General features: G+C 43.4%; 14 protein-coding genes and 2 pseudogenes. 2 read left to right on the top strand and 14 right to left on the bottom strand.

Annotated features, from left to right (window positions below; all coding sequences use genetic code 11):
* Positions 1–132, top strand: a pseudogene (locus FTT91_RS13350) (IS6 family transposase); the annotation flags it as partial.
* A gap of 33 nt (positions 133–165) precedes the next feature.
* Here the strand turns inward: FTT91_RS13350 and FTT91_RS13345 are convergent.
* From FTT91_RS13345 to FTT91_RS13315, 7 genes are all read right to left on the bottom strand, one after another.
* Positions 166–711, bottom strand: coding sequence for a hypothetical protein (locus FTT91_RS13345; protein ID WP_154320201.1), 546 nt, complete (start codon positions 709–711; stop codon positions 166–168).
* Between the two features lie 505 nt (positions 712–1,216).
* Positions 1,217–1,783: a recombinase family protein gene (locus tag FTT91_RS13340; RefSeq protein WP_000678311.1), complete on the bottom strand. Its 567-nt coding sequence runs from the start codon at positions 1,781–1,783 to the stop codon at positions 1,217–1,219.
* 186 nt (positions 1,784–1,969) lie between these two features.
* The gene (locus tag FTT91_RS13335) at positions 1,970–2,869 is read right to left on the bottom strand and encodes a cation diffusion facilitator family transporter (protein ID WP_005028603.1); all 900 of its coding nucleotides are present in this window, start codon (positions 2,867–2,869) and stop codon (positions 1,970–1,972) included.
* Between the two features lie 86 nt (positions 2,870–2,955).
* On the bottom strand, positions 2,956–6,096 hold the full coding sequence (locus FTT91_RS13330; RefSeq protein WP_167846504.1) for an efflux RND transporter permease subunit: 3,141 nt from the start codon (positions 6,094–6,096) through the stop codon (positions 2,956–2,958).
* A complete protein-coding gene (locus FTT91_RS13325) occupies positions 6,086–7,315 on the bottom strand; it encodes an efflux RND transporter periplasmic adaptor subunit (protein ID WP_180169610.1) in 1,230 nt (409 codons plus the stop codon). The genes FTT91_RS13330 and FTT91_RS13325 overlap by 11 nt, the downstream gene beginning before the upstream one ends.
* Before the next feature lies 1 nt (position 7,316).
* The gene (locus FTT91_RS13320) at positions 7,317–8,642 is read right to left on the bottom strand and encodes a TolC family protein (RefSeq protein WP_035269736.1); all 1,326 of its coding nucleotides are present in this window, start codon (positions 8,640–8,642) and stop codon (positions 7,317–7,319) included.
* A 48-nt stretch (positions 8,643–8,690) separates the two neighbouring features.
* Positions 8,691–9,104 carry a cation efflux protein, CzcI-like gene (locus FTT91_RS13315; RefSeq protein WP_225530251.1) on the bottom strand — a complete coding sequence of 138 codons (414 nt, stop codon included), beginning with the start codon at positions 9,102–9,104 and terminating at the stop codon, positions 8,691–8,693.
* 292 nt (positions 9,105–9,396) lie between these two features.
* On the opposite strand from FTT91_RS13315, the pseudogene FTT91_RS13310 reads away from it, so the two are divergent.
* Positions 9,397–9,633, top strand: a pseudogene (locus FTT91_RS13310) (hypothetical protein); the annotation flags it as partial.
* Positions 9,634–9,756: 123 nt separating this feature from the next.
* On the opposite strand, the gene brxL reads toward FTT91_RS13310, so the two are convergent.
* The 7 genes from brxL to FTT91_RS13275 form a co-directional block, all read right to left on the bottom strand.
* The gene (gene brxL, locus FTT91_RS13305) at positions 9,757–11,796 is read right to left on the bottom strand and encodes a protease Lon-related BREX system protein BrxL (RefSeq protein WP_180169609.1); all 2,040 of its coding nucleotides are present in this window, start codon (positions 11,794–11,796) and stop codon (positions 9,757–9,759) included.
* A gap of 29 nt (positions 11,797–11,825) precedes the next feature.
* Positions 11,826–14,450 (bottom strand): BREX-1 system phosphatase PglZ type A, encoded by a 2,625-nt coding sequence (gene pglZ, locus FTT91_RS13300; RefSeq protein WP_180169608.1) that lies wholly within the window; start codon positions 14,448–14,450, stop codon positions 11,826–11,828.
* 43 nt (positions 14,451–14,493) lie between these two features.
* On the bottom strand, positions 14,494–18,021 hold the full coding sequence (gene pglX / locus FTT91_RS13295; protein ID WP_180169607.1) for a BREX-1 system adenine-specific DNA-methyltransferase PglX: 3,528 nt from the start codon (positions 18,019–18,021) through the stop codon (positions 14,494–14,496).
* A gap of 46 nt (positions 18,022–18,067) precedes the next feature.
* Positions 18,068–21,748, bottom strand: a complete 3,681-nt coding sequence (brxC, locus tag FTT91_RS13290; protein ID WP_180169606.1) for a BREX system P-loop protein BrxC — start codon at positions 21,746–21,748, stop codon at positions 18,068–18,070.
* 40 nt (positions 21,749–21,788) lie between these two features.
* On the bottom strand, positions 21,789–22,364 hold the full coding sequence (locus tag FTT91_RS13285) for a DUF1788 domain-containing protein (protein ID WP_005403808.1): 576 nt from the start codon (positions 22,362–22,364) through the stop codon (positions 21,789–21,791).
* A 16-nt stretch (positions 22,365–22,380) separates the two neighbouring features.
* On the bottom strand, positions 22,381–22,992 hold the full coding sequence (locus tag FTT91_RS13280; RefSeq protein WP_180169605.1) for a DUF1819 family protein: 612 nt from the start codon (positions 22,990–22,992) through the stop codon (positions 22,381–22,383).
* 10 nt (positions 22,993–23,002) lie between these two features.
* Positions 23,003–23,440, bottom strand: a 438-nt coding sequence (locus tag FTT91_RS13275) for a WYL domain-containing protein (RefSeq protein ID WP_180169604.1), incomplete at its 5' end; no start/stop codon positions are given.

The following is a 23,440-nucleotide window of genomic DNA, read 5'->3' as shown; positions in this document are numbered from 1 at the left end:
ATGAAGACGGCTTACGCCACCATCAAAGGTATTGAGGTGATGCGTGCACTACGCAAAGGCCAGGCCTCAGCATTTTATTATGGTGATCCCCTGGGCGAAATGCGCCTGGTAAGCAGAGTTTTTGAAATGTAAGGCCTTTGAATAAGACAAAAGGCTGCCTCATCGCTAACTTTGCAACAGTGCCCTATTTTCTACTTCATTAATGCTTGCTGCTTGAAGATTTGGATAAGCCTGTCTTAAGCTAGCATCATTGTCTTTAAGCATCTGTACCAATTGAGTCTTGGTATATTGTGCGCCTGTTCTAAATTCTATCGGTAAGCTTAATACACCACTGAATGGAACGGCTGAACTATTTTTGATACTTAAGTTTCGATTTACTACCTTTTCTTGACCAGTCAAATACACAACCAATTTGAAATTTACACCATTTTCTAAAAATACACCCGCAAGTCTTTGACGGTATTTATTTTCTAACTGAGGTAACACTTGATCCAGTGAGTTTTGAATGATTAATCTTCTAAGTGCCTCACTATATAAGACCTTGTGTTCCTTGGCATAGTGTTCCGCATCTTGGTTGAATGCATTTTTAGACAGAACTTTTTCTACACCATTGGCATTCGATTGCATGGATAAGCATAAGCCTATTCCAACAGTAATGATTTTTAAGCAACATAATCGCTTTTGATGATCTTTAATTTTATTTATTCTCATGATTTTTCCTTGATCTAATTAAATTTTCAAAAAATACATCTACTTTGTGGTGCTATAGCTAAAGGCTATAGAATGTAAATATTTCTGTAAAACACCATTTTATAAAGTTTTGTACTGCTAACTTAAGTAATTAGCTATATTTGCTTATACAACATCAAGTATTAGTATAAATTTTATTTAAATAATATCGAGCTATTTTGAAATTTTTGTGACTATTTTTTTACACTTTTAGGGCACTCATCTTTCTAGGATAAATGTATTAATTATTAAAGAATGGTTATAGATTAAGTGAATCATTTCTAAGAGATTCTAAAATTAACATAATACACCTTATACGTAATGTTTGATATTTCTCTTTAAATATCATTATATTAAAGCAAGCCGTTCTGGAATATAGGGCACCAGAGCGGCTTTTTATTGATTATTCATGTTCCACGCTTAAAATTCGAACAGTGTTTCATGATTTTTATAAGTTAAACTAAATTTAGTTGCTAATCCCAATAAGCTATTCACTAACTTGTAAATATCGGTATACCGCCTGACGACTAATCCCAAAAGCTTTCCCTAATGCCATTTTCGATGGATACTTCCCCTCCTTCCATGCTTGTCGTAAAGCTTCAGCTTGGTCAGGCTTTAGTTTATGCACCCGACCTTTGTACTTCCCCTGAGCAGAGGCGAGTTTTATTCCTTCCTTTTGCCGCTCTAAAATGATCTCACGTTCGAACTGTGCAAAAGCACCCATCATTTGAAGCATCAAATTATCCATCGGGGTGGATTCGGCTGTAAAAGTAATATTTTCTTTTACAAACTGGATGGCGATCCCTCGTTTGACCAGTTTATCTACTTCAGTGACCAAATCTTTTAGGCTTCGCGCAAAACGATCCATTGAATGTACAATCACCCTGTCCCCTTCCCGGACATAGTTCAACATTTCCTGAAATTTAGGTCGGTCAGTATTTTTACCTGAAGCACGGTCAACAAAAATCCGGTCGACCTCAATTCCTTCAAGTTGACGTCCAGTGTTTTGCTCGACAGAACTTACCCGGACATACCCTACTTTTTGGCCTTTCACTTTTTCACGCCCCAATTGGATAAAAATGAACAATTTCGTAAATTATAATTCTTTAACACTAAAGTTACATGTTACTTATGATTAAAAATCATTTAAATGATACATAATTTCATGAACTTTCAGATTGTAACTTTAGGGTATACTTTAAAGTTACACAAAACATCTATATGAAGACTAAAGTCCAAATTAGTGTTTATGTTGGTTCAATGTATTACATTTCGTATTTTCTATTTGTAACGTAATTTCAGTAATATTATGATTATGTTTTAGAACTTCTAAGGCCTTTTGATAGAGTTGATCTGTATTGCTATTCGGAGCAACCAAATGAGCAGTTAAATGAATATTTCTTGAGGATATAGCCCAGACTTTCAACTGATGAATCCCTTCAACGCCCTCTAGCTTCAATAAATCATTTCTTAACGACTCAATATCAATCTCATCAGGAACTCCTTCAAGCAGAATATGAATACTTTGTTTTAATAAAATCCAAGTTCGAGGTAAGACCCAGAAGCCAATTAACACAGCGATTACGGTATCAACCCACATCCACTGGGTAAAATAAATAACTATTCCTCCGATAATCACGCCTATCGATCCTAGAGCATCACTAAGAACTTCTAAATATGCACCTTTTATATTTAGACTTCCTTCAGCACTAGCAGAAAGGATTTTCATTGAAATCAAATTTATGACCAAACCAATGACCGCGACAATCATCATTCCAACACTTTGAATTTCAGCAGGATTCGTAAAACGTTGATAAGCTTCATATACAATATATATTGCTACCACAAAAAGCATCACCGCATTAAACAGAGCCGCTAAAATTTCAAATCGCTGATAGCCAAAAGTTCTTTTATCATCTGCGGCTTTTTTACCAATTTTGATAGCGGCAAGAGCAATAGCTAAAGCGGCTACATCAGTAAACATATGAGCTGCATCAGATAACAAAGCCAAACTTTGGGTAATAAAAGCAGCGACAACTTCTACTATTAAAAAAGTAGTCGTTAAACCTAAGGCAACCATTAACTTCTTACTATTTTCTTCAGTAACAACCGCATGGCTATGATCATGATGTTCTGACATAAAATATTTTCCTTATTCTATTTATGATGAGCAGAGATATTGGATAACAGCCAATATCTCTGCTGTAAATCGACTAATCTATTGGATTAAGAAACTTTCTTTTCATTTATCCAACGATAAAGCACGGGTAACAGCACCAAAGTTAGTAATGTTGAAGAGATAATCCCGCCAATCACTACGGTTGCCAGTGGCCGTTGAACCTCAGCCCCTGTTCCGGTTGCCAGCGCCATTGGTACAAAACCCAGTGAAGCCACACAAGCTGTCATCAACACTGGTCTTAAGCGCAAAATAGCCCCTTGCCACACGGCTTTATGCACTGGATATTTGTCCCTTAATTCCTTAATAAAGGTCAGCATTACCAGTCCATTGAGGACTGCAACACCAGATAAGGCAATAAAGCCAATTCCAGCTGACATCGATAATGGAATATCCCTTAGCCAAAGGAACAGCACACCACCGGTCAAGGCAAAGGGTACCCCGGTAAAGACCAATAGACTTTCTTTGACATTGTGAAAGACCGCCATCAGTAAAATAAAGATAGTGATTAAAGCCAGTGGAATCACGATTTGCATCCGTGCTTTGGCTGAAGCCAAATTTTCAAACTGACCGCCATATTCTATCCAATAACCACTTGGCAAAGTGTATGCTTTGAGCTGTGTCTGTACATCAGAAACAAAAGACCCTAAATCACGCTCTTCAACATTCGTTGTAACCACAACTCGGCGTTTACCATTTTCTCGACTGACTTGGTTGATTCCTTCAATGGTCGAGACTTGCGCGACATCCGACAATAAAATACTGCCACCATTTGGAAGCTGAATAGGTAACTGGGAAACAGATGCGACACTACGGTCTTGCTCTCCAAGACGGATAACAAAATCAAAACGACGATCGCCTTCTAAAATCTCTCCCACGCTTTGTCCACCAATACTTGCAGCCACCACATCCTGAATAGATTTCACACTCAAGCCATACTGGGCAGCTAAAGCTTTATCAATCTCTACATTGAGTAAAGGCAGACCCGAAGTTTGTTCAACTTTCACCGCACTGCTACCTGCGACTTGCTGAATGATTTTCGCGATTTTTGCAGCCTCAGTATTCAAAACCTGCATGTCATCACCAAAAACCTTCACCCCCACATCACTGCGTATACCTGAAATCAGTTCATTAAAACGTAGCTCAATAGGCTGAGAAAACTCACTGTTATTGCCGGGAATTGTCGCAAGATAAGCTTCCATTCGGGTTCGAAGTGCATCTAGGCTTTCTTTTGAATCTGGCCATTCCTCACGTGGTTTCAGCATGATATAACCATCGGAAATATTCGGTGGCATCACATCTGTCGCCACTTCAGCAGTCCCGGTACGGGCAAATATAGCTTTAATTTCGGGAAAGTTTTTCAGTAAAAGCTTTTCGGTATTTTCCTGAATACGTAAAGACTCTTCCAAGCCTGTGCTTGGAGAACGTAATTGCTGTACCGCAAAATCACCTTCACTCAGCTGGGGTGCAAACTCACTGCCAATCTTCGTGCTGAGCAGACCCGTAATGACCAGGAGACAAATGGCAAAAGTTAAAACCACCGCTTTGTAATGATAGGCTCCATCCAATATCTGTTGATATCGGGTTTTGAGCCAGATCATCCAACGGCTTTCCGTTTCTTTGATCTCCCCTTTAACCCATAAAGCAACTGCAGCGGGCACAAAGGTGATCGATAAAATAATAGCTGCCACCAGTGCGAGAACAACGGTTAAAGCCATCGGATGAAATAGTTTTGCTTCTACACCACTTAAAGCAAAAATCGGCAAATACACCACCAAAATAATAAGCTGACCAAAAATAAGAGGACGACGTGCTTGGCGGGCAGCCAGAAAAACTTCCTTAAAGCGTTCACTTTGTGTGAGAGGTCGTTTTAACAGTTGCTGTGTATGGGCTAAACGCCGGATACAGTTTTCGACAATCACCACAGCACCATCGACAATGATGCCGAAATCGAGTGCACCTAAACTCATCAGATTGGCACTGATATTTTTCTGTGCCATCCCGGTTAAGGTAAACAGCATAGAGAGTGGAATGACACAGGCAGTAATCAAGGCAGCACGGATATTCCCTAAAAACAGGAACAGAATGATGATGACCAGGATTGCTCCCTCTACCAAGTTTTTCTGAACGGTTTTAATCGCCTTCTCAACCAAGGTAGTACGGTCGTACACCGTTTCAATCACTACCCCTTTAGGCAAACTATTCTGAATATCTTGAAGCTTGGCATCCACAGCTTTAGAAACAGTCCGGCTATTTCCACCCATCGCCATCATGGCAATCCCTAAAACGGTTTCTTTGCCGTTATAGGTTGCCCCACCGGTTCTTAAATCATGCCCAATAGAGACTTGCGCAATATCACCAACCCGAATTGGGCTGCCATTTGGGCTACCCAGCATGGTGTTCTCAATATCAGAAAGCCCATTGAATGTACCCGGTACACGTACCGTCAGTTGCTGACCATTGTCTTCAATATAACCTGCACCTCGGTTCTCATTATTTTGCGCTAAAGCCTGTTGCAGTTGTTCTAATGAGATATTCAGTTGCTGCATCCGGTTTAAATCGGGAGAGACCACATAGGTTTTTTCAAAACCACCAATACTGTTGACCTCTGCAACTCCCTTAACACGTTGCAGTTGAGGACGCACAATCCAGTCCTGAATCTCACGCAAATCCATCGGCGTGTATGCAGTTCCATCCGGCTTTTTCGCATTCGGATCTGCCTTCAGTACCCATTGATAAATCTCACCGAGACCCGTAGAAACGGGGGACATCGTCGGTGCGATTTGTGCAGGCAACTCAGATTGCGCCTCCTGTATCCGTTGGTTAATCTGCTGACGGGCCCAATAAATATCAGTCCCATCTTTAAAGACAATGGTGACTTGAGAGAGTCCATAACGGGATATGGAACGGGTAAGCTCCAGATCCGGAATGCCAGCCATGGCATTTTCAATGGGATAGGTAATCCGCTGTTCGACTTCAAGCGCAGTAAAACCCTTGGCTTGAGTATTAATCTGGACTTGGGTATTGGTAATATCGGGTACAGCATCAATCGGGAGTTTCTGATAGCTATACACCCCGACCGCAATCCAGGTACAGACAAAGAGCAACACCCAAATCGCATTTTGTATGGAAAACTGAATGATTCGTTCGAATAAACCTTCTGGTTTTGGCAGATCAGAATTAATGTTCATGGCCTGCCTCGTCTTTTTCTAATTCAGATTTCAACAAGAAACTGCCTTGAGCGATATACTTCTGCCCTTCAGTCAGCCCAGAAATCACTTCAAGCCATTGTCCATCACTTGAAGCCTGCCCCAATTGCACTTTCTGTGCTTTTAAGTGGACTTGACCTTTTTGTTCTGAATCTACGATGAAAATACTGTCTTCACCTTCAATACTTTGCAGCGCAGACTTTTGAATCCGAAGGGCTGATTTTGCTGTAGCTTCCGGAATCAACACTCTCACTAACACATTAGAACGCAACTCAGTAGCTTGCGCATCGAGTTTTGCGCGCACCACCAGACGCCCTGTTTGTACATCTGCCTGAGAGGTTAAGCTTTGTACAGTAGCTTTATAGATTTGATCTGAATCATTCACTTTAAAGTCAATTTTTTGCCCGGCTTGCAGTTGACCTGAGAATTGATTCGGCAAATTAAACTCAAGCCATAAATCTTTCAGCTGTTCAATGACAAAGAGCTGATTAGCCAGTTGCACATTTTCACCGACCACAATATCTTTTTGACTGATCACCCCAGAGATCGGTGCTTTAATCAGAAAACGCCCATTGTTATTGACACTTGCACCTAATGCATTTAATCGTGCTTGTGAGGACTGGACAGTAATCTGCGCTTGACGGTAGGCATTTTCGGCACGCTGGTAATCCTGTTTGGCAGAAATCCCCTGTGACCAGAGTTGCTGTTCGCGCTGGTAATCTTTACGGGCCAAATCCAGATTCACCTGTGCCATACGCAGATTTGCCTGTTGGTCGATCAGTTCAGGCACGATTAGTACAGCCAGCGTTTGTCCTTTTTGCACGCTCTGTCCTAAAGCCACATTGACCTGCTCGACATGACCACTAAAATTAGGCGATATATGCGCTTGTTGATCGGTATTCACCACCAATTTACCTGGCAGGGTTGTCAGCTTTTCAACCAATCCTGTGGATGCAACAGCAACTTTTAAACCTTGTTCAACCATTTGTTGGCTGGTCAGTTGTATTTCGCCTTCTTCAGCATGTCCTTCTTCAGAACTATCTTCATCAGAATGTTCGGCATTTCCCTCATCATGACCATGCCCCTCAGATTCAGTTTTTTTTGAACTTAACCAAATAACCAGACTGACCAAGACCGTAATCAGAATCAAAATTGCAATCATGAGAGACTGGGATATTTTTCCGTTTTGCTTGGCGTTCATTTTATCGTGCTCCCCCATTGATTAAATTTTGCGATGCTTCGACTGCCTTTTTATTCAGTTGTGTATAGGCATCCGAACGGCTAATTTCTTCATAACTTGTGCCAATACTGAGTGCCTCAGCTGCGAGGGCAGTTTGCCAAGCTTGACGTAGAATTTGTAATTGACCCAATCGAAGATTCTGCAGTTGGGTGGTTGCTTGCTGAACGTCGGTAATGGACAGTTTCCCTGCCTGAAACCCTTGTAAAGTACGGCTCTGAACTTTGGTCGCCAAAGTAACTTGTGCTGTTGTGGCATCGAACTGGCTACGTAAACCTTTGAGCTGATGCATGCTGTTGGCAATATTGAGTATTTGTTGCTTCAGCTCACGCTGCTGCTGTTGGTTCAGCAATATTTGCTGTTGCTGGACCATCGGGATCGCATATTGCTGGCGGTTGAAAATATTCAGTGGAATAGCCACGCCGATTGCCAAAGTCGTATCGTTGCTTTCATTAGGGGTTTTGCTACGTTTCATGCCTACATTTAAAGTCGGATTGGGACGTGCCTGAATTCTTAAATTTTCAATTTGATGATCCGATTGCTGAATGTTCAAGGCATAGAATTTTTCTAGCCACCCTTCAGCAATATACCGTTGCACAGTTTGGAGACTTTGCTCTGGCCAAGGGATAGCGGTTTTATTCAATTGAAGATGTGAAGATGTTTCTCCCCCCCACAAATTAGACAGCTGACGACCGGCAGCTTGTTTATTCAGCATCGCTTGCTGATAAAGTCGTTGGATTTCTAGCGCTTCAATTTGGGTACGCTCAAAATCAACCAGGGCAATACTGCCTGCCTGATAGCGTTTCTGGGCACTGTCCAGATTGGCTTTACTTGTTTTTAACTGTACTGAATAAGCAGACTGCTCAACCTCAGCAAGTGCAAATTGCGACCATGCAAATTTAACAATCAGTTGGCTTTGTGCCTTCCATAATTGCTGTTGCAATTGGATTTGTTGATTCGAGGTATTGGCAATCACCCGGTTCAGCTTACGCTGACCAAATAGATCTAGAGGTTGACTAACGCCAACATTGAATTCCTGTTCTTGACCTGAGCCAAAGCCAGACTGTTCTAAACTTATACTTGGATTCTGCCATAACCGACTTTGCTGAATATTCAATTCAGATATTTGCTGAACTTGTTGCCACAGCTTGTCTTGAGTCTGGTAACTTTGTACTTTTGCTAAAGCGGATTCAAAGCTGGTAACGTTTTCAGCATAGCTATATTGCATAGCCGCTGCACATATACAAGCAACCAAGCTATGACGCAAGAGTATAATTGATTGTGAAGACATGATTTTTCCCACTTATTTAAATAATAAAAGTGGTGGGAATGTTTTAGGCTACCCCACCATGAGCGGGGAAAATTCGGGAGGTGGGCTTTGTTGAAACAGGTCAGGAGCCTGATAGCTGTTTTTCCAATGAAATTGTGGATTCACTTTAACTTCAGAGCTTGGATGAAACACATCTACTTTTTCATTTTGTACAATCAAATGCGTCATCGATGGTAGATGATCTTGATGATCTTCACCGATTTCTAAATCGCTACTGAATGTTTTTATGTTTTCTGACTGTCCATTATGATCGTGTTGACGACTATCGCTGGCACACAAGGTATTTTGGTGATGACCAAAATGATAACTCTGCTGTGATTGAGGCTGTTGTTCATGGACACAAAAGGCCGCCGCCACATTCCAAAAGCTTTGGAACATGAACAATCCAACCAAGACTGTAATCCATGTAGTAGAACGCATCATCATAACAATCGAAAAATTTGTACCAAGTATAAGGCTTAGAGCCACTCCAAGGTCAAGCTTAATAAATTAAATTAAACATTCAATGAACACTGAATAGCCGGCACTTTTGCAAATTTACCTTGTCTCTATAAGCTCACATCAATTTCAGGTAAGAATAACAATAGATAGTGAACCGTACCGGGTTTGTCGGAGACTTTTTAGTTAAGTTAGGCCACCTGACCTAACGGGTTAATCTTATCATTGTACATTGCTGCAAACTCAAAAGGCGATACATTGTCAACGGCATTCTAAAATTGACCCCTTTTACCTTACAAATGGCAAAGTAAAATTGCCCCCTGAAATCAGAGAAAGAGCGGTTCAATTATTGATTGAATCTGAAAAAGATTATCCTTCTACTTGGGCAGCAATCACAGCTATTGATCCTAAAATCGGTTGTACTCCTGAAACATTGCGTGTTTGGTATCAAAAATATTTAGATCAACAAAATCCTGTCAAAGTACAACAGATATCTGATCAAGAAAAAATGAAGGGTAATCCCCCCTAAAATACTAGCTCTTTAAAAGAGGCAGTATTATGCTTTTACAACATGGTGTTTAACTTGAGAAACTGAATTTAAAACAATCTACTGTAACTCTTCCAGACAGATATGAAATTAATCCACCCCTAGCCCCTTAAACACAGCATCTACCGGATCTGCATAAAAGCTGGTCTGGAACTTGGTAAACAGTTCCACAGGAATCGTTGGGATATCTGCCGCACTACTCATTGGCAAAGCAACCTTCTTGGCACCCGCATCAAAAGCAACTTGCAGACATTCGGCAATACTTTCCACCGGTGTCACTGAACCACCCAAGCTCATATCACCCAGTACCACCATCTGACTTTGAACCGATCGTCCTAAGAGGCCAGAAGCGAAAGCTACTAAACTTGGCAGAGCAAGATGGCTGAGCGGGCCGGTATTCTGTAATTCCACCACATGTAAATGGAAATCATGTTCCAGCACCTTACTCCCCCCCGAGATCCGGGATGCATTGGCCTTGAAGTAATCAAAAGCAATCTTGACCTGTTCTTTGGCACTACTTGAATTCCATAAGCCAGATGTCGCCAATTTTCCTGAACCTTTAGTGACTTGAAGTTCTAAGCGGTATAAGCCTGGCATGCCCTTATTACTGAGGCCAATGGTATACAGGAAGCCTGGTTTAGCAGGACCTTCGGGAATAAGTCCACCTCCACCCTGCTCTTTTACCGAAACAAAATGCTCTTCTAGGGTGTCATTGTCGATATAGCTAAAATGCACATCATAGAATTCCATCCCCCCAATTTTTTTCAGCTGTTCTTTGACCCGACGGCGCACCTGCAGCGCATATTCCAGGCATTGCCGTACATCTTCTTTGTTAAATTGACCATGTGGGTAGAGCAGCTTCATCAATCCAGAAACCGTCTTGCGAACGGCAATCACATCACGCTGATTCAGGTTATTCCCTAGCTTAAAGTACTTCTCAATGGCATCCGCAAAACTACGCTTACGCATTTCCCGGAAGAATTCAGCCAGATAATCAACAATCAGGCCATAACGGTTGGTGAAGAACTCCGGGCGCATCTTGGGAATTTCCCAACCCGGGATGTAAGCATGAAAACGATCGAAGAATGCCGAATCAATCATGGCTTCAGGGAACGGCGCCAAGAGATGGCTGGTTTTAACCAGAGATTCCACACTTTGGTTGATATTACCCACAAAAACCATCGAAGCAGAGGCTTCCATCTGTTCACGACCACGGGAAAAAGATCCTGAGGCCATGTAGTCTTTCATGATCTGAACGCCATCTTTGTCCTTAAAGGAAATACCGGCAACTTCATCAAAGGCCACCACATCCCACAACCCCACCAGACCAATACGGCGGCTACTCATGTTATAGAACAGATTGGCGACAGTGGTTTGCCCACCTGAAACTAGAATACTATTCGGTGAACACTCTTTGTAAATATGGCTTTTCCCGGTACCGCGTGGTCCAAGTTCACAGACGTTATAGTTATTTTCAACGAACGGAACCATACGCGCTAATAGGTGCCATTGCACATCCTCTTTTAACGAAGCCGGTTCCATGCCGATCGAACGGATTAAACTCTCGCGCCACTGATCAGTGCTTAATGCTGCTCTGCCACTGAAAAGTTCATCCATATTCATATTCGGCATTTGAATCGGCTTGAGTAAACTCACCCCAAATGGAGAACTAGTCTGTCCTTCTTCAAAATAATAACTGAGCGTAGCAATGACCCAGATACCACCAACAAGTAATTTTTCATACTCTTTAACGATGCCTGCCGAGATTTCGGCATCTTTGATACCCAGATTACTAAAGGAGGCTTCGTATTTGTCCTTACGCTCATTCAGCTTTACGGTCACCCGATCAATGACCTTATAACTGCCACGTTCACGAACCAGGGATTTCACCTTCTCGGCTTCATCCGGTCGGACGTAGTTCTCAGCCAGTACGGTCTTTACGTTACGTAGTCCCTGTTCAATGATCTCTGGATCATCCGAGGCACAGTACATCCCCAGCAGGTATTCGAGTACATAGACCGGGACATTGGCCCCTTCTTTGATCAGTTTAGTCAGATCCTTACGTACCACCCGCCCAGCAAAGTGTTCATTCAGCAGCTGATCCAGTTCTTTATCGTTAGCAGATTCCATGTAGGCTACGCTCTATCGTTAATTCGTTATCAGAAGAAGTCATCGGTAAATGACAAATCAATGGTGACCTTATAGCGTTGCATCTCGATATTCAGGTCTTTGTCCTTCAGCACTAGGAAGTAATCCTTCTTACGGTCAAAATCAGTACCGGACAATGACAGCCTGACCTGTTTAACCCGATCGGCAACAGAGTCGGTACTGCTATCAAAGGTCAAGGTTTCTTCACTAGATACTTTGATATCCCCATCATAAATGGCAATCGACAGGGTCACTGGCATGACCAGCTCACTGACAGCTTCGGTTTGCATCAAATCAAACTTCTGGATGTTATTGACCATCTTCAGCGTGGATTTGGTAGAAATAACCTCAACTTTACGCTTGGTTCGTTGTCCAGCCTTTTCACCACGCAGCTGTTTTACCGTTAGTACAGGCACTACGATTTCCTGAGGCAGGATGCCACCATGCACGAAACGTGAGCCTCCTACAAAATGGAAACGGTTCGCCCCTTTTGGAATCCAGAAATCAGTCGCAGATCGTGTGCCTGCCGTAGCTTGGGTTGAGCCTTTCCATGCTTCCTTGCTCTCTGGTAAACCATGCCCAATCACATAGCGTTTTTTGCTTTTCAATGCATTGGTCGGTTTTTCAGTCAAGCTTGAACGATCCGCAGATTCCAGTTTACTTTGCTGGAACAAGAAGCCATGGTCGGCTGTGATCAACAGGGTAGAAATATTGAAATGCATCAAGATTTTGCGGCTAAGTTCAGTCAGCTCTTCAATGGCATGTTCTACCGCCATAAAGGTTTCTGATTCTGTAGAGGCACTGTCTCCCCGAGCATCAATCACGTTGTGATAAACGTAAATCAAATCATGGTCTTTAAGTGCTTCACGGCCTTCATCACGCGACCAACCTTTTACCGTTTCAGCGGTAACCGCCAATCCATTATAGGCAGCCAGAATTTTGGATCGTGCTGCAGTCCCTTTGCTGGACTGCCCATCTACTAAAACATCATCACCTGCGGCCTCTTTGTACTCCAAAGTCTGATGCGGCAACAACGAGGCCATGCCAAGTGTGGTGTAACTTGGGACAACGCCCAGCTGTGAAGACAATGTCGCTTCAGAATAACGCTTTTCATTGATACGATCACGCAGCTCTACCGCAGCTTCATAGCGAAAAGCATCACTGATGATCACCACAATACGGCGTTTCGTTGCAGAATTCAGCAAGGGTCTGACATGCGTATCATAGAAATTCTGCTGATTTGGGATATCCGTCATTTTCCAAACATTCAAGCGTTGCTCAGCTTCTACACGCTCGCCCCAGTTGCGTGCCAAGTGGTCAATAAACCAGTAGGAATAGCAATTTTCGACTTCTTCATCGAGTTTTTTCAGGATATCGACATGAGCGCGTTGAGAAGCAGCACTGTAGTGGCGATAGGCCATATCAAAGCGATACAACTCCTGCTCGTAGGCTGTATACAAGGCTTCACTGGAGTCGAAATAGAACCCAGAATCAAACTGCAGTCGCAGGCTGAACAGCTCAATCGCTGACTGCAACGCTGTATAGACAGTGCGATATTTACGGCGGGTTGCATCGTCCTTATGTTTGGAAGCCCAATAGCCATCCAGACGGGTAGAAATAATCGTTCTGAAATGTTCCAGTTCAGCTTTGGCTACTGCGGGGATATGACTGGCCAAATCAACAATGATCTTTTGTTCAATCACTTCAAAGGTCATGACATCCAGCAGCTGCTCCAGATCAAAAGCCCCGACCTTTTCTTGGATCCGCAGTGCATTGGCCACGGTCTGGGAGAGTGTATCGAAGGTTGGGTAGTATTTGGAGCTGTCTCTCCAGCGCGACAAAAAGGCTCTGGCTGTTGCACGGGAGCTGACAGATGACATCACCAGTTCCTGAGCCCATAGCGGTATACCGCCCAGGCTTTCACAGAAACCTGTGCTCATCAAACGGATAAAGAACGTACCGAGCTTGAATGGTGCTTCCCCATTCAATTCTTCAACCGATGCTGGATAACCAATTTCCGCCTGTAATGCTGTGACTAAAGCCGGCACCAGTTGGAATTTTTCCAGTTCAGCAAAGGATTCTGGATTGACTTCCAGAGCCAGGTTCTGCTGTACCATTTCATCTGCCAGTGCCAGAACAATATGCATCAGCTCGGCACTGTCGGCCTTGACCACAGCTGCAATCATGGCCATATCCAGATTCTGTTCATCTGCATCAGACTGGATATAGCGTTTTAAGGTGCTCAGACGCGCTTTGGCTTTGAGGAACTCTTCACGTTTGGCCAGATGTTCTCTTAGACTCTGCTGCTGTAAACCCAGCTCATTGAAAATAATCGAGAAACGATCGGCATAGAAGATGCGTGAATAGAGCTTGATGTCCAGTAACCAGTCTTTTTCGGTTTCAGGCTCAGGGCTAGGGAAATACAGCAAGTATTTGCCCTGCTGGTCTTGTAGTTCCAGTTTAAGCTTAATCGCAAGGCTGGATTCTTCTGCCATATTTAAAATATGGACATCATTTAGCTCTAGGGCTTTGATTTCTTCAGTAAATGACTGTTCTGCATCATACCAAAAGACAATTCGGTGCTGTTCAGTATAAAAGGCTTGTTCCAGGCCTTGTTGAAGTTGATTTAAGTTCATGCAAACACCTCTGCATGATCTCGTTCGCAAGAAAAGCTATTCATCACTTTTCCCCCGTCACAGCTTTCACTTCAGCCAACAAGTCCCCAAACTTGCCATAATTGACTTTCACCCCATCATCGAGATCTAAGCTAATACGCTGATCGGCATAGTGACGCAGTTTTTCCTCAAAGCTACTGAGTTCAGCCTGTTGCTTATGCAGGTTTTGCAACTCTTTCTCTTTTCGTTTGATTTCAGCAGCAGAATCACTGTTTTCTATTTCACTTTCCAAAGAATTGGCCATAGCGGACATTTTGGAAATCAGCGGCATGATGTATTCGGTACGCATACGTGCCAAAGTACTTTCGTTATAGCGGTGCAAGTACACCAACGCCTGGAAAGCGCCCTGTTTACCACTGCTGAATAGCCAATAGATTGGACGCTTTTTATAGGTCTGCATATGGTCTTTATAGAACTTGCTGGCGAGGTAACGGCGAATCGTGTCTTCAGCCGTTTCACTGGCTTTTTTATCCAAGCTTTCAGCCAGCCACTGCATATTGGCATCTAGCGTATCTTTGCCCCAAACCGCAGTTAAGAACTCTCGAATACGATGGGTGGCATCGTCTTCAAACCAGTGCATTTCGGTGAGTGGAATAATGCCATCTGCATCGGCTGGGAATGTTTTATAACGACTGGCATCAAAGTCTTGATTGCCTGCATGGGCATAGATCAAGCCAGGTTCGTCTAGGCTATAACGTCCCATCATGCAGCCAAGCGCATAAGACACTAAACGCTGGCTATCTTTTTCACGATCGGCTCGGGTGAGCGTGATTTGTTCATCTGGAACTTCTGGCGTCAGTTCATCCTGTAAGCCATACGCCTCAATAAACAGTTTGTTGTTTTCTTCTTCCAAGCATTTCATTTCAGCGACGGCGTCAGCATTTTGCTGCTGCCATGTATTAAACGCTTGTTCTAGGTTTGGCTGCTGCGTACGGATAACAGGGTTTTGAGTAAAGTCCCATGAAGTTTCGTAAGAATTCCAATTAGTTTTAGCATTAACAATTAAGTTATCAACATTGCTAAAAATACTGTGTTTTTGTTTAGAATCTAAAACTATAGGTAGTTTAGAAATATCACCAGGTTGATAATTTAAAGTGGGAGATATTGCTTTGATTAAGCTATTAATCATACAGCTATTCAATAATGCTAACAGACTATGGTTTTCTGCTTTATTTTTACCAAATAAGGATGAACCAGCATTATCAAATAGTGAGTTTTTGGAAACACGCGCTGAAGTACTTGATGAAGACAGGGCGTTCCATGTTACACCTTCTTTAAATATATAATCCAAATTATAGTTATGCGAACGAACTTTTCCAGTTTTGAAATCTAAAAAATTTTGAATCTCATAACCATCATTTTCCCAATTAACTAAATAGTCTAGGTTCCCATACCATTTTTTAAACTCACCACCTTTTTGATATGGAAACCATTTACACTTGCTAGTCGATGCTTCTAATCTTGACTCAGCAGTAAGAAATACTTTTGAAAAATCAGTTTCAAACCACAGTCTTAAAAACTTATTATTATCAGCCGTTGCCATTCCTAAACGAGTTTCAGCAAAATCAGATAATTTTTCACATTGGAAGGCTTTAATTATTGAAGCACTCACCCAATAAGCAATAGGACTGCCTGGAATTTTCTTAAAATCATCTTGAATCGTTGAATCAAAGCGATTTAGTCCTGCTTTTAATTCATTTTCTTTTTGATCCTGCACTGTATCTACAAGTCTAAAAAATACTGGCTTAAAACCTTCTAAATGCTTGCCTTGCATGACAAAAGCAGTCGTTTGTACGACTTCACCTGAAATTTCAGGAAATGCTCGTGCACCTAAATGTGCCATGGTTTGAATCGTACGATCTTGTAATAACTTTTCACGCATCGCTTCATAAGATGACAAGAACATCCAGCTTTGCATGGTCACCATGCTATTAAAGCCGCTGTCTTTACACCAAGCAAACCCACGTTCAATAAACATGCTGAATAAATCAGATTTACTATCTGGGAACTTTTTCTTAGCAAAATCTTTTAAGATTGCATTCATTTTTCCTCCACCCATATAAGGTGGATTGGCAATTACAGCATCATATTTTTTAGCGAGTAATTTAGCTTGCTGTACTAAAGGTAACAATTCTTGTGCTGACTGCTGCGCAAAAATATCCCCTGATTCTACTACTGTATTCAGCTTTGTTTCTAAATCAGGCAATTTTTTAGCAAATGCTTCAGGAATTTGGATCAAAGAACCAAAGGTCGAAGCATGTTCAAATAGATCCAGTAATTCTTTTAAATCAGCCTGTGCAATATCAGTGTTTGCCAAATCCTGACTCAATGCATCTAAACGATCCGGCTGACTATCTTGCAACGCAATAATATTCAGCTTCGGTGGATTGCTAAATAAACGGCGGTCGTCCTCACGCGCTTTCATTAACAATGCAAAACTAGCTAATTGTGCTGCACGGGTATCAATATCAATGCCGTACAAGTTATTTTCCAGAATCAACCGTGGAATATCACGGCTACGGTAACCACGTTCTAAATAAATCGCTTTTAAGCAGTCATAGGCTTCCACCAGAATATGCCCCGAACCACAAGCCGGATCGAGTACTGTAATGCTTTCAGGGTTTAAGGTATCGCCATCTTCACTGATCCGCACATCAATCAACTGTTTCAGCTGTGCATTGACTTCATCGGTCTGTTCAGCCGGCTGAATATAATATTCCCATTCACTGGCTAGCGTGCTGTCAGGCTGTGCCATCATCCATAAGCGGCCAACACTGTTCTGTACCAGATATTTTACAATCCAATTTGGGGTAAATAATTGCGTCGCTGCAGGAATATCTTCACTCTTGACGACTTTACCAATCACCTGGTCTTTCTTTTCAGAAATATAGAACTGATACAGCCAGCCAATAATCTGTACATCCGACCAGTCTTCTTCCGGAATGCTGCTGACCAGATCACGGATCAATGAATCGGTTTTGGTCAAATTGTCAGGTAATAACAGTTCTGACTCATCAGAAACCTGTTCGAACAGGAGTGGCATGACCTGATTCAACGCATGACACTGAGCCAGTAACAATTCACGATAGAGTTCTTCGTCTTTGTTGCCATCCAGCTTGAGTTCAGCCACACGGCTGGCATCTAAACCCGGTAGGTCAATATCCAGACATTCTTCCAAAATCTGCGGCAAGCCTGCACTACCATCGGCACTACTCAGTACACGGCGACCATGATCCAGTAAGCCTTTGCATTCCATGTAACGAATCGCACAGAGACGGTTAAACCAACTGTAAGCGATATAATCAATCGTCTGCTCAAAACTGCTGGTTTGAATGCGTTTGATCAGCTTGTCACGTGGTTTCATGACTGATAGCGGAAAAACCTGATCGCCAATCAGCAGCAAGTCGCCTTTCTGTTCTGCCGGTAGAATGCTGTCTGCGGTGATGCCGTATTTGGCTGCCTGCTTGCGCATCGCTGCGATAAAATCATTTCGTGCTTGCGGTGCGTATTTTTTAATATTACTGGTATTCATCTTTAAACCTTTAATTAATGACTGATGCCGATATCCCTAACCCGAGTTAGCGGATACGCACACGCTTTTTATCACTCACGATTTTTTTCAGTTCAGCTTTGAGTGCATCTACAAACTGATCCACTGACTCTTCTGTTTCCAGATAGACACTGCTGGAGGTTTTGCTGTAAATGCTAGCGACATCAACTTCTACCACTGGTTTCGGTGGCACTACGGCTGTCGCAGGCTGTACCGGACTCACAGCAGGTGTTGATGTAACTGGGCTGGAGGTGGTTGCAGTGTTGGTTACACTCTCTGCTTTGCTCTGAGCCAGTTGTGCCGCTTTGGCCTGACGCTGGATTTCCGTCTGAACTTCGCTTTCCAACTCATACAAGGCTTCATCAAAACGCTCGACGCTGGTTTGGGTTTGCAGCATATAGATGGTGGAGAGGCTAGTTTCCACTTCAATATCCGCTTTGAGCAATTGCAGCGGACGTAGTAGCTTGTTACTCAGCTCAGCGCTAGCGATGCCACTGTTTTTAATCTCGGCTTCTAACTGCTTGATTTTGTCATCAATGTGTTCTATCGCCTGATTGCGCTTCTCAGTCAGCAATTGCTCATTGACGCCTTCCACTGTGCGCACCAAATCAGCCACTTTATTTAACAGGCCATAGGGCGATTCGAGGGTGGCAATACGATGTAATTCAGACAGGGCTTTTTTTGCCACATCATCACTGCCCAACGCCTGTTTGTTTTTCTCAAAATGACGTAGAGCCTGTTGCAGTTGTTGCCAGCTTGGCATCTGGTTAGTGAAGAATTCATGAATGTCACGGTAGTCTTCTTCCAGATCCAGATAGTCGTCCCTGTTCTCAACCACTGCTTTAAAGAAATCAAAGCTGTCACTATTGGCCAACAAGCGTTCCAAACTTAGAATTGACTTTTCAATGACCTTTTTGCCTGGGAACTGGCCAACATCGGTTTTGCTCTTATACGACTTAAAGTTACCTAACCATGTCTTAAAATTCTGGGTATAGAATTCAAACAGCTCTTTTTCTGTCGAGGGTCCCATGGCCGAGAATAGGTCTTGGGTGAGTTGCCGTGCCTGTTTCAATACCTGATCATCAGTCTGGCGTTTTTTAATAATGGAAACATCACGGCGACGGCGGCTGTTCTGTAAAGGCTCAAAGGCATCTTTCAGCTGCAAGCTGCCGCCATTTAACTGCAGTGAAATCCGCCCCATTGCCGCCAGCTGACCCACCAGCAGTAAAATCTCGGCATCCGGCCAGCCATAAGGACGTTTGGCAAAACGATCCACCACATCTGACACCAGAATACGTTCGGTACCGGTTGCACGCAGCGAGATGTACTGTTCGACATCCTGTAGGGCTTTCGGATTGCTCTGCCCACCATTCAGTGACAGGCCTAACTGCGCCATATCATCCACAGTCAAAACAGCGTTCAGTTCACGCCAGGCATCCTGCTGATAGACTTGCAGATAGCTCAGTTTGGTATAAGTGTTTTCCAGCAAATAACGACAAGCCTCATCCAGCTTGGTGGTTGGACTTGAAGATGAAAGTTGTAGGTGTTGACCCAGTGCATAACTTTCCGCGTCCAGCAACATTTCTTCGACCCGGGCACGCAGGCGTTTTTTACGCTCCTGGTTCTCACGGCCACGGTCTGCCAGAATACGGCTGATATCCGATTGGGTGCCATCATCATTTAACCGAATAAATTTATTGGTTTTCAGCCAGGTGCGCAGTTCATTAAAGAACTGTTTATCGTCTGCCAGTTTAAACAATATCTGCCCTTCAGCCTCGGCGCTTTTACCAATACAGTAAGCTTCAGTATAGAGGTTGTATTCCGTATCCAGCGGAGAAATGATTTCGACTTTCAAATCACTCTCATACTTGCCATCCAAGCTATGGCTATCCAGAAAACGTCCAATCTGATAATCCATCTTGTTGGCTTGATGGCGGTATTTGTTCTGATCCCGCAGTAAATCTTTAAAGATCAGATTAGCTAACTCTTTATTTTCTTCTGAAGCCGCTAAGTCTGTGGCTTTAATTTTACGGGTGATATCGCGTTCTTCATTGGTCAGGAACAGGAACTCATCACCATTCCTAGTAATCAGGCTCTCTTTTTCCAGACGCAGTAGGCTTTCTTCAATCCGCTTGCGTAATGCCAGCTTATCTTCATCAATTTTCTCAATCGACAAAGTCACCAGGTTATCCAAGGTACCTTTGATGATATCGACATAGCGGATCATGAACAGGGTACGCAGCATCTGCACATCAAAACCATCCAGGGTTTTATTTTGCCCTGCCTGGTCGATGGTACGCTTCACTGCTGTATCCAGGAAGCCTTCCACTGAAGTATAGAAGCGGTGGAAAGGAACCAGTGCCCCGACTTCATCTGTGGCAATCGCATTCGCGGCCATCTGGAACGCATCTAGCATGGACCGTTCACCATAGGCCAGGTGTGCACCGGTCGCACCGACTTTACGGATTTCTTCAAATACTTTTTGCACCAGCTGGAAATGGTACGGCGCAAAAGGATAGTTATGAATAAAGCTGTCTGGACCCTCATAGTTCTTGAGGGTTGGGCCTGAACGGTCAAAGGTAATCTGATTTTTTAAGATATCGCCCTTTTGCTCAAACACCGATCTGAGCAATGATTCTGCTTCTGGGGTTTTACGTAATAAACGTTTCTGGATGACTTCATCGGTATTGGAACTGGACAGTGATAAACGGGTTTTAAAACGCCCAGCAATCTTGGAGAAGTCATTGGCTTTGGAAGAAGACATCTCACCTAAAACAGCATCGATGTCTGCCTGTGAGGTCACGATAATCCAAGCGCGGCCTTTACAGATCGTACCTAGGTTTTCAGTAATGGTTTGCAATGTCAGCATCAAGCGGGTATCGCTGCCAATAAACTGCCCCACTTCATCGACCAAGAACAACATGCGTTGCTGGGGTCCTTTGCTGTCCAGGTATTCTTTCACCCACTGACAGAAGTTTTCCACCGAAACACTAAAGGTCTGCTCAGAATCCTCAAACCATTTATGCGCAGCTTCAGCAGATAAGTTGAGGGCTTGGGAAATTGCGGTTTCGACATCATCCTGATAGAACTGATAGCCGTCACGCTCCTCTAGCCAGGACATGCCGCTAGATTCTTCAAAAGCCTGTTTAAAGCGCTCATACACCCCTTTCTGGCTCAGGTGACGTTCCATATGTGCAATATGTGGATGATCGGCACTAAAACCCTGATATTCGTTAAACACGCGTAAAAACACATTCAGAATCGGATTACCATCATCATTGGAGCTGGCTTTACTGTCGATATTAAATAGGATGACATCGGCATGATGACTAACCGCTTTACCAATATCCGCACGGATAAACGCATCCCGGATTTTGCTTTCATCAAAGAATTCTGCAGCACTGCGTTCGTTACCTTCCGCGTCACGTGCCACTTTATTGGCCAGAATATACGACAAGGTTTTCAGGAAATGTGATTTACCTGAACCAAAGAAGCCCGAAATCCATACGCCGACACGGTTGGCAATCGAAGGATCGCTTAGGTCTGTGCCATAAGACTGGAAAAAGTCCCGAAAATGCTTTTCCAGTTCATTGGTGACCACATACTCATCGAGTTCCTGATAAACCGTAGTATTGTCATTCTGGTCTGCTTTTACGACCCCGTTAATCGCACGATCTAATGGCTTATAAAAAAGTTCTTTAATGTTCATCTCAATCAATTCCCCGGAATTCTTATTTCTATTTGCCGTGTTAAGGCACTAATCTGAATGCTCTGTAGTAATTATTGCTTGGAATTTTTCCAAATAAACTCATCGCTTGACCGTCGTAATAACCTGGGTAAAACAGCACCACTGGCTTATGCCCCAGTAACGAATGCAAACTGTTTAATAAGTGATGGGCACGTAACAGTGGCCAAACCGACCCAACCCCAGTCATCAACACAATATCTTGCGCATTGGTGGCATATTTACTCACCAGATACGGCGCGAACTTATCCATATGCAGTGGGCCCTTTAAGGCTTTGAGCAGCGCTTCATCGCCTTTGGCTTTTTGCATTTGAATGGCTTTATCGATGAAGTTACGCTCAGCCAGATAATCCACCACGGCTTGCAGCAGGTTGATATTCACCACCTTCAGCTGACTGTGTTTTTTCTCCAGCATCCCTTCGAGAAAATGCAAATATTCGCGCACTTTCAACTCATCTTCAGGCGCATAATCAAAAATCCAGAAGCCAATTTCATTGCCCAATCCTTGTCCAGTGAGAAACTCAGTGGAAAGAATTCGCTCTGGAATCTGGTTCAGACGCTCATGTATTGTTTGACTCATTGCTGCCCCTCTACAACTACCGCGTCCATAGCGACACTTCCATAGATCTTTTAATGCGTTGTTTATAATGTTCTTCCAACAGGCTACGCAGCTCTGCTCTGACGATCACGCGCTGCAACTCCAGCTTACGGGTACTTTTTAAGTAACCGGCTTCTGCCAGCATGCGAAACACCACCTGCCCCATTTTTTTCTTGCTGGACTCTTTCCAATCACAGATATCCGGATCTCGTTGTGAACGCTCATCCAGAAAGTCTGACCAGATATAACTGTCCAGGTATTGAGCCTGAGAGATATAGGCCTCTCTCATCACCGTTTCCATAAACTCAAGCAGCAACAGGTTGCGTTCCAATGCGCCACAAAAAGCCACCTGGGTCGCCAGCTCATCATCCCCATCACGCAAAGCTTTCCAGAAATCAGGCTCTAAGCGCTCAAGACGCTTACGAATGGCAGTGGCGTTACGTTGGGCTGAAGCAGGCGTTCTTTTTTGCAGAATATTGTCAATCTGAATTGCCTGATGCCATTGTTCTGGAGTCGCTTCTCGTAATAACAGATCAGCGATCAGCCGGCTTTCACGCACCATCAGGGAGCCACCAATCAGGTCACTGTCATAATGAAATTGTTCTAACATGGCCAATCTCCTATGAGGCCTGATCAAACAGGTAAGACGACAGCTTTTCGATATCTGAGCGTTGTAGTACCAAGGGATATTTCAAGGCATCATCCGCCTCAGCCAGCGTGATCGCGGCCTGATATCGCTGCAAGGTATAGTGAGCCAGGGCTTTTTTCACCGGAATCTGTAATCTGCCATCAGGCATGCCGAAGTCTTTTTCGACCAGCGCTTGTTGTGATGAGTTCAATTTTGGATTAGGGATCAGCGTCAGTACAATTTCTTCATGCCATTGCTGATCCTGAGCTAGATCTACTGACTCAATTGCCACCACAACAGGTATGCGATCAATTCTGGAGAGTAAAAAGTCCTTAAACTGCTTGCTCTGATGGCAATAGGCACGGACATGCCAGCGAAAACCGGTATACACCAGGGTGTGTGGGGAAATGATGCGTTCATGCCACTGCGG

This window comes from Acinetobacter sp. YH12021 (genome assembly GCF_013420145.1).
GTDB lineage: Bacteria > Pseudomonadota > Gammaproteobacteria > Pseudomonadales > Moraxellaceae > Acinetobacter > Acinetobacter towneri.
The sequence above is the reverse complement of the archived record's forward strand: the minus strand, read 5'-3'. Positions and strand labels throughout refer to the sequence as shown.

What these genes read in the sequence shown, in the direction of transcription:
- pglX (WP_180169607.1), bottom strand. Translation starts at nt 18,021, where the DNA reads ATGAATACCAGTAATATTAAAAAATACGCACCGCAAGCACGAAATGAT.
- FTT91_RS13285 (WP_005403808.1), bottom strand. Translation starts at nt 22,364, where the DNA reads ATGAGTCAAACAATACATGAGCGTCTGAACCAGATTCCAGAGCGAATT.
- FTT91_RS13280 (WP_180169605.1), bottom strand. Translation starts at nt 22,992, where the DNA reads ATGTTAGAACAATTTCATTATGACAGTGACCTGATTGGTGGCTCCCTG.
- FTT91_RS13325 (WP_180169610.1), bottom strand. Translation starts at nt 7,315, where the DNA reads ATGAACGCCAAGCAAAACGGAAAAATATCCCAGTCTCTCATGATTGCA.
- pglZ (WP_180169608.1), bottom strand. Translation starts at nt 14,450, where the DNA reads ATGAACTTAAATCAACTTCAACAAGGCCTGGAACAAGCCTTTTATACT.
- FTT91_RS13330 (WP_167846504.1), bottom strand. Translation starts at nt 6,096, where the DNA reads ATGAACATTAATTCTGATCTGCCAAAACCAGAAGGTTTATTCGAACGA.
- brxC (WP_180169606.1), bottom strand. Translation starts at nt 21,748, where the DNA reads ATGAACATTAAAGAACTTTTTTATAAGCCATTAGATCGTGCGATTAAC.
- FTT91_RS13315 (WP_225530251.1), bottom strand. Translation starts at nt 9,104, where the DNA reads ATGATGCGTTCTACTACATGGATTACAGTCTTGGTTGGATTGTTCATG.
- FTT91_RS13320 (WP_035269736.1), bottom strand. Translation starts at nt 8,642, where the DNA reads ATGTCTTCACAATCAATTATACTCTTGCGTCATAGCTTGGTTGCTTGT.
- FTT91_RS13335 (WP_005028603.1), bottom strand. Translation starts at nt 2,869, where the DNA reads ATGTCAGAACATCATGATCATAGCCATGCGGTTGTTACTGAAGAAAAT.
- brxL (WP_180169609.1), bottom strand. Translation starts at nt 11,796, where the DNA reads ATGGAATCTGCTAACGATAAAGAACTGGATCAGCTGCTGAATGAACAC.
- FTT91_RS13345 (WP_154320201.1), bottom strand. Translation starts at nt 711, where the DNA reads ATGAGAATAAATAAAATTAAAGATCATCAAAAGCGATTATGTTGCTTA.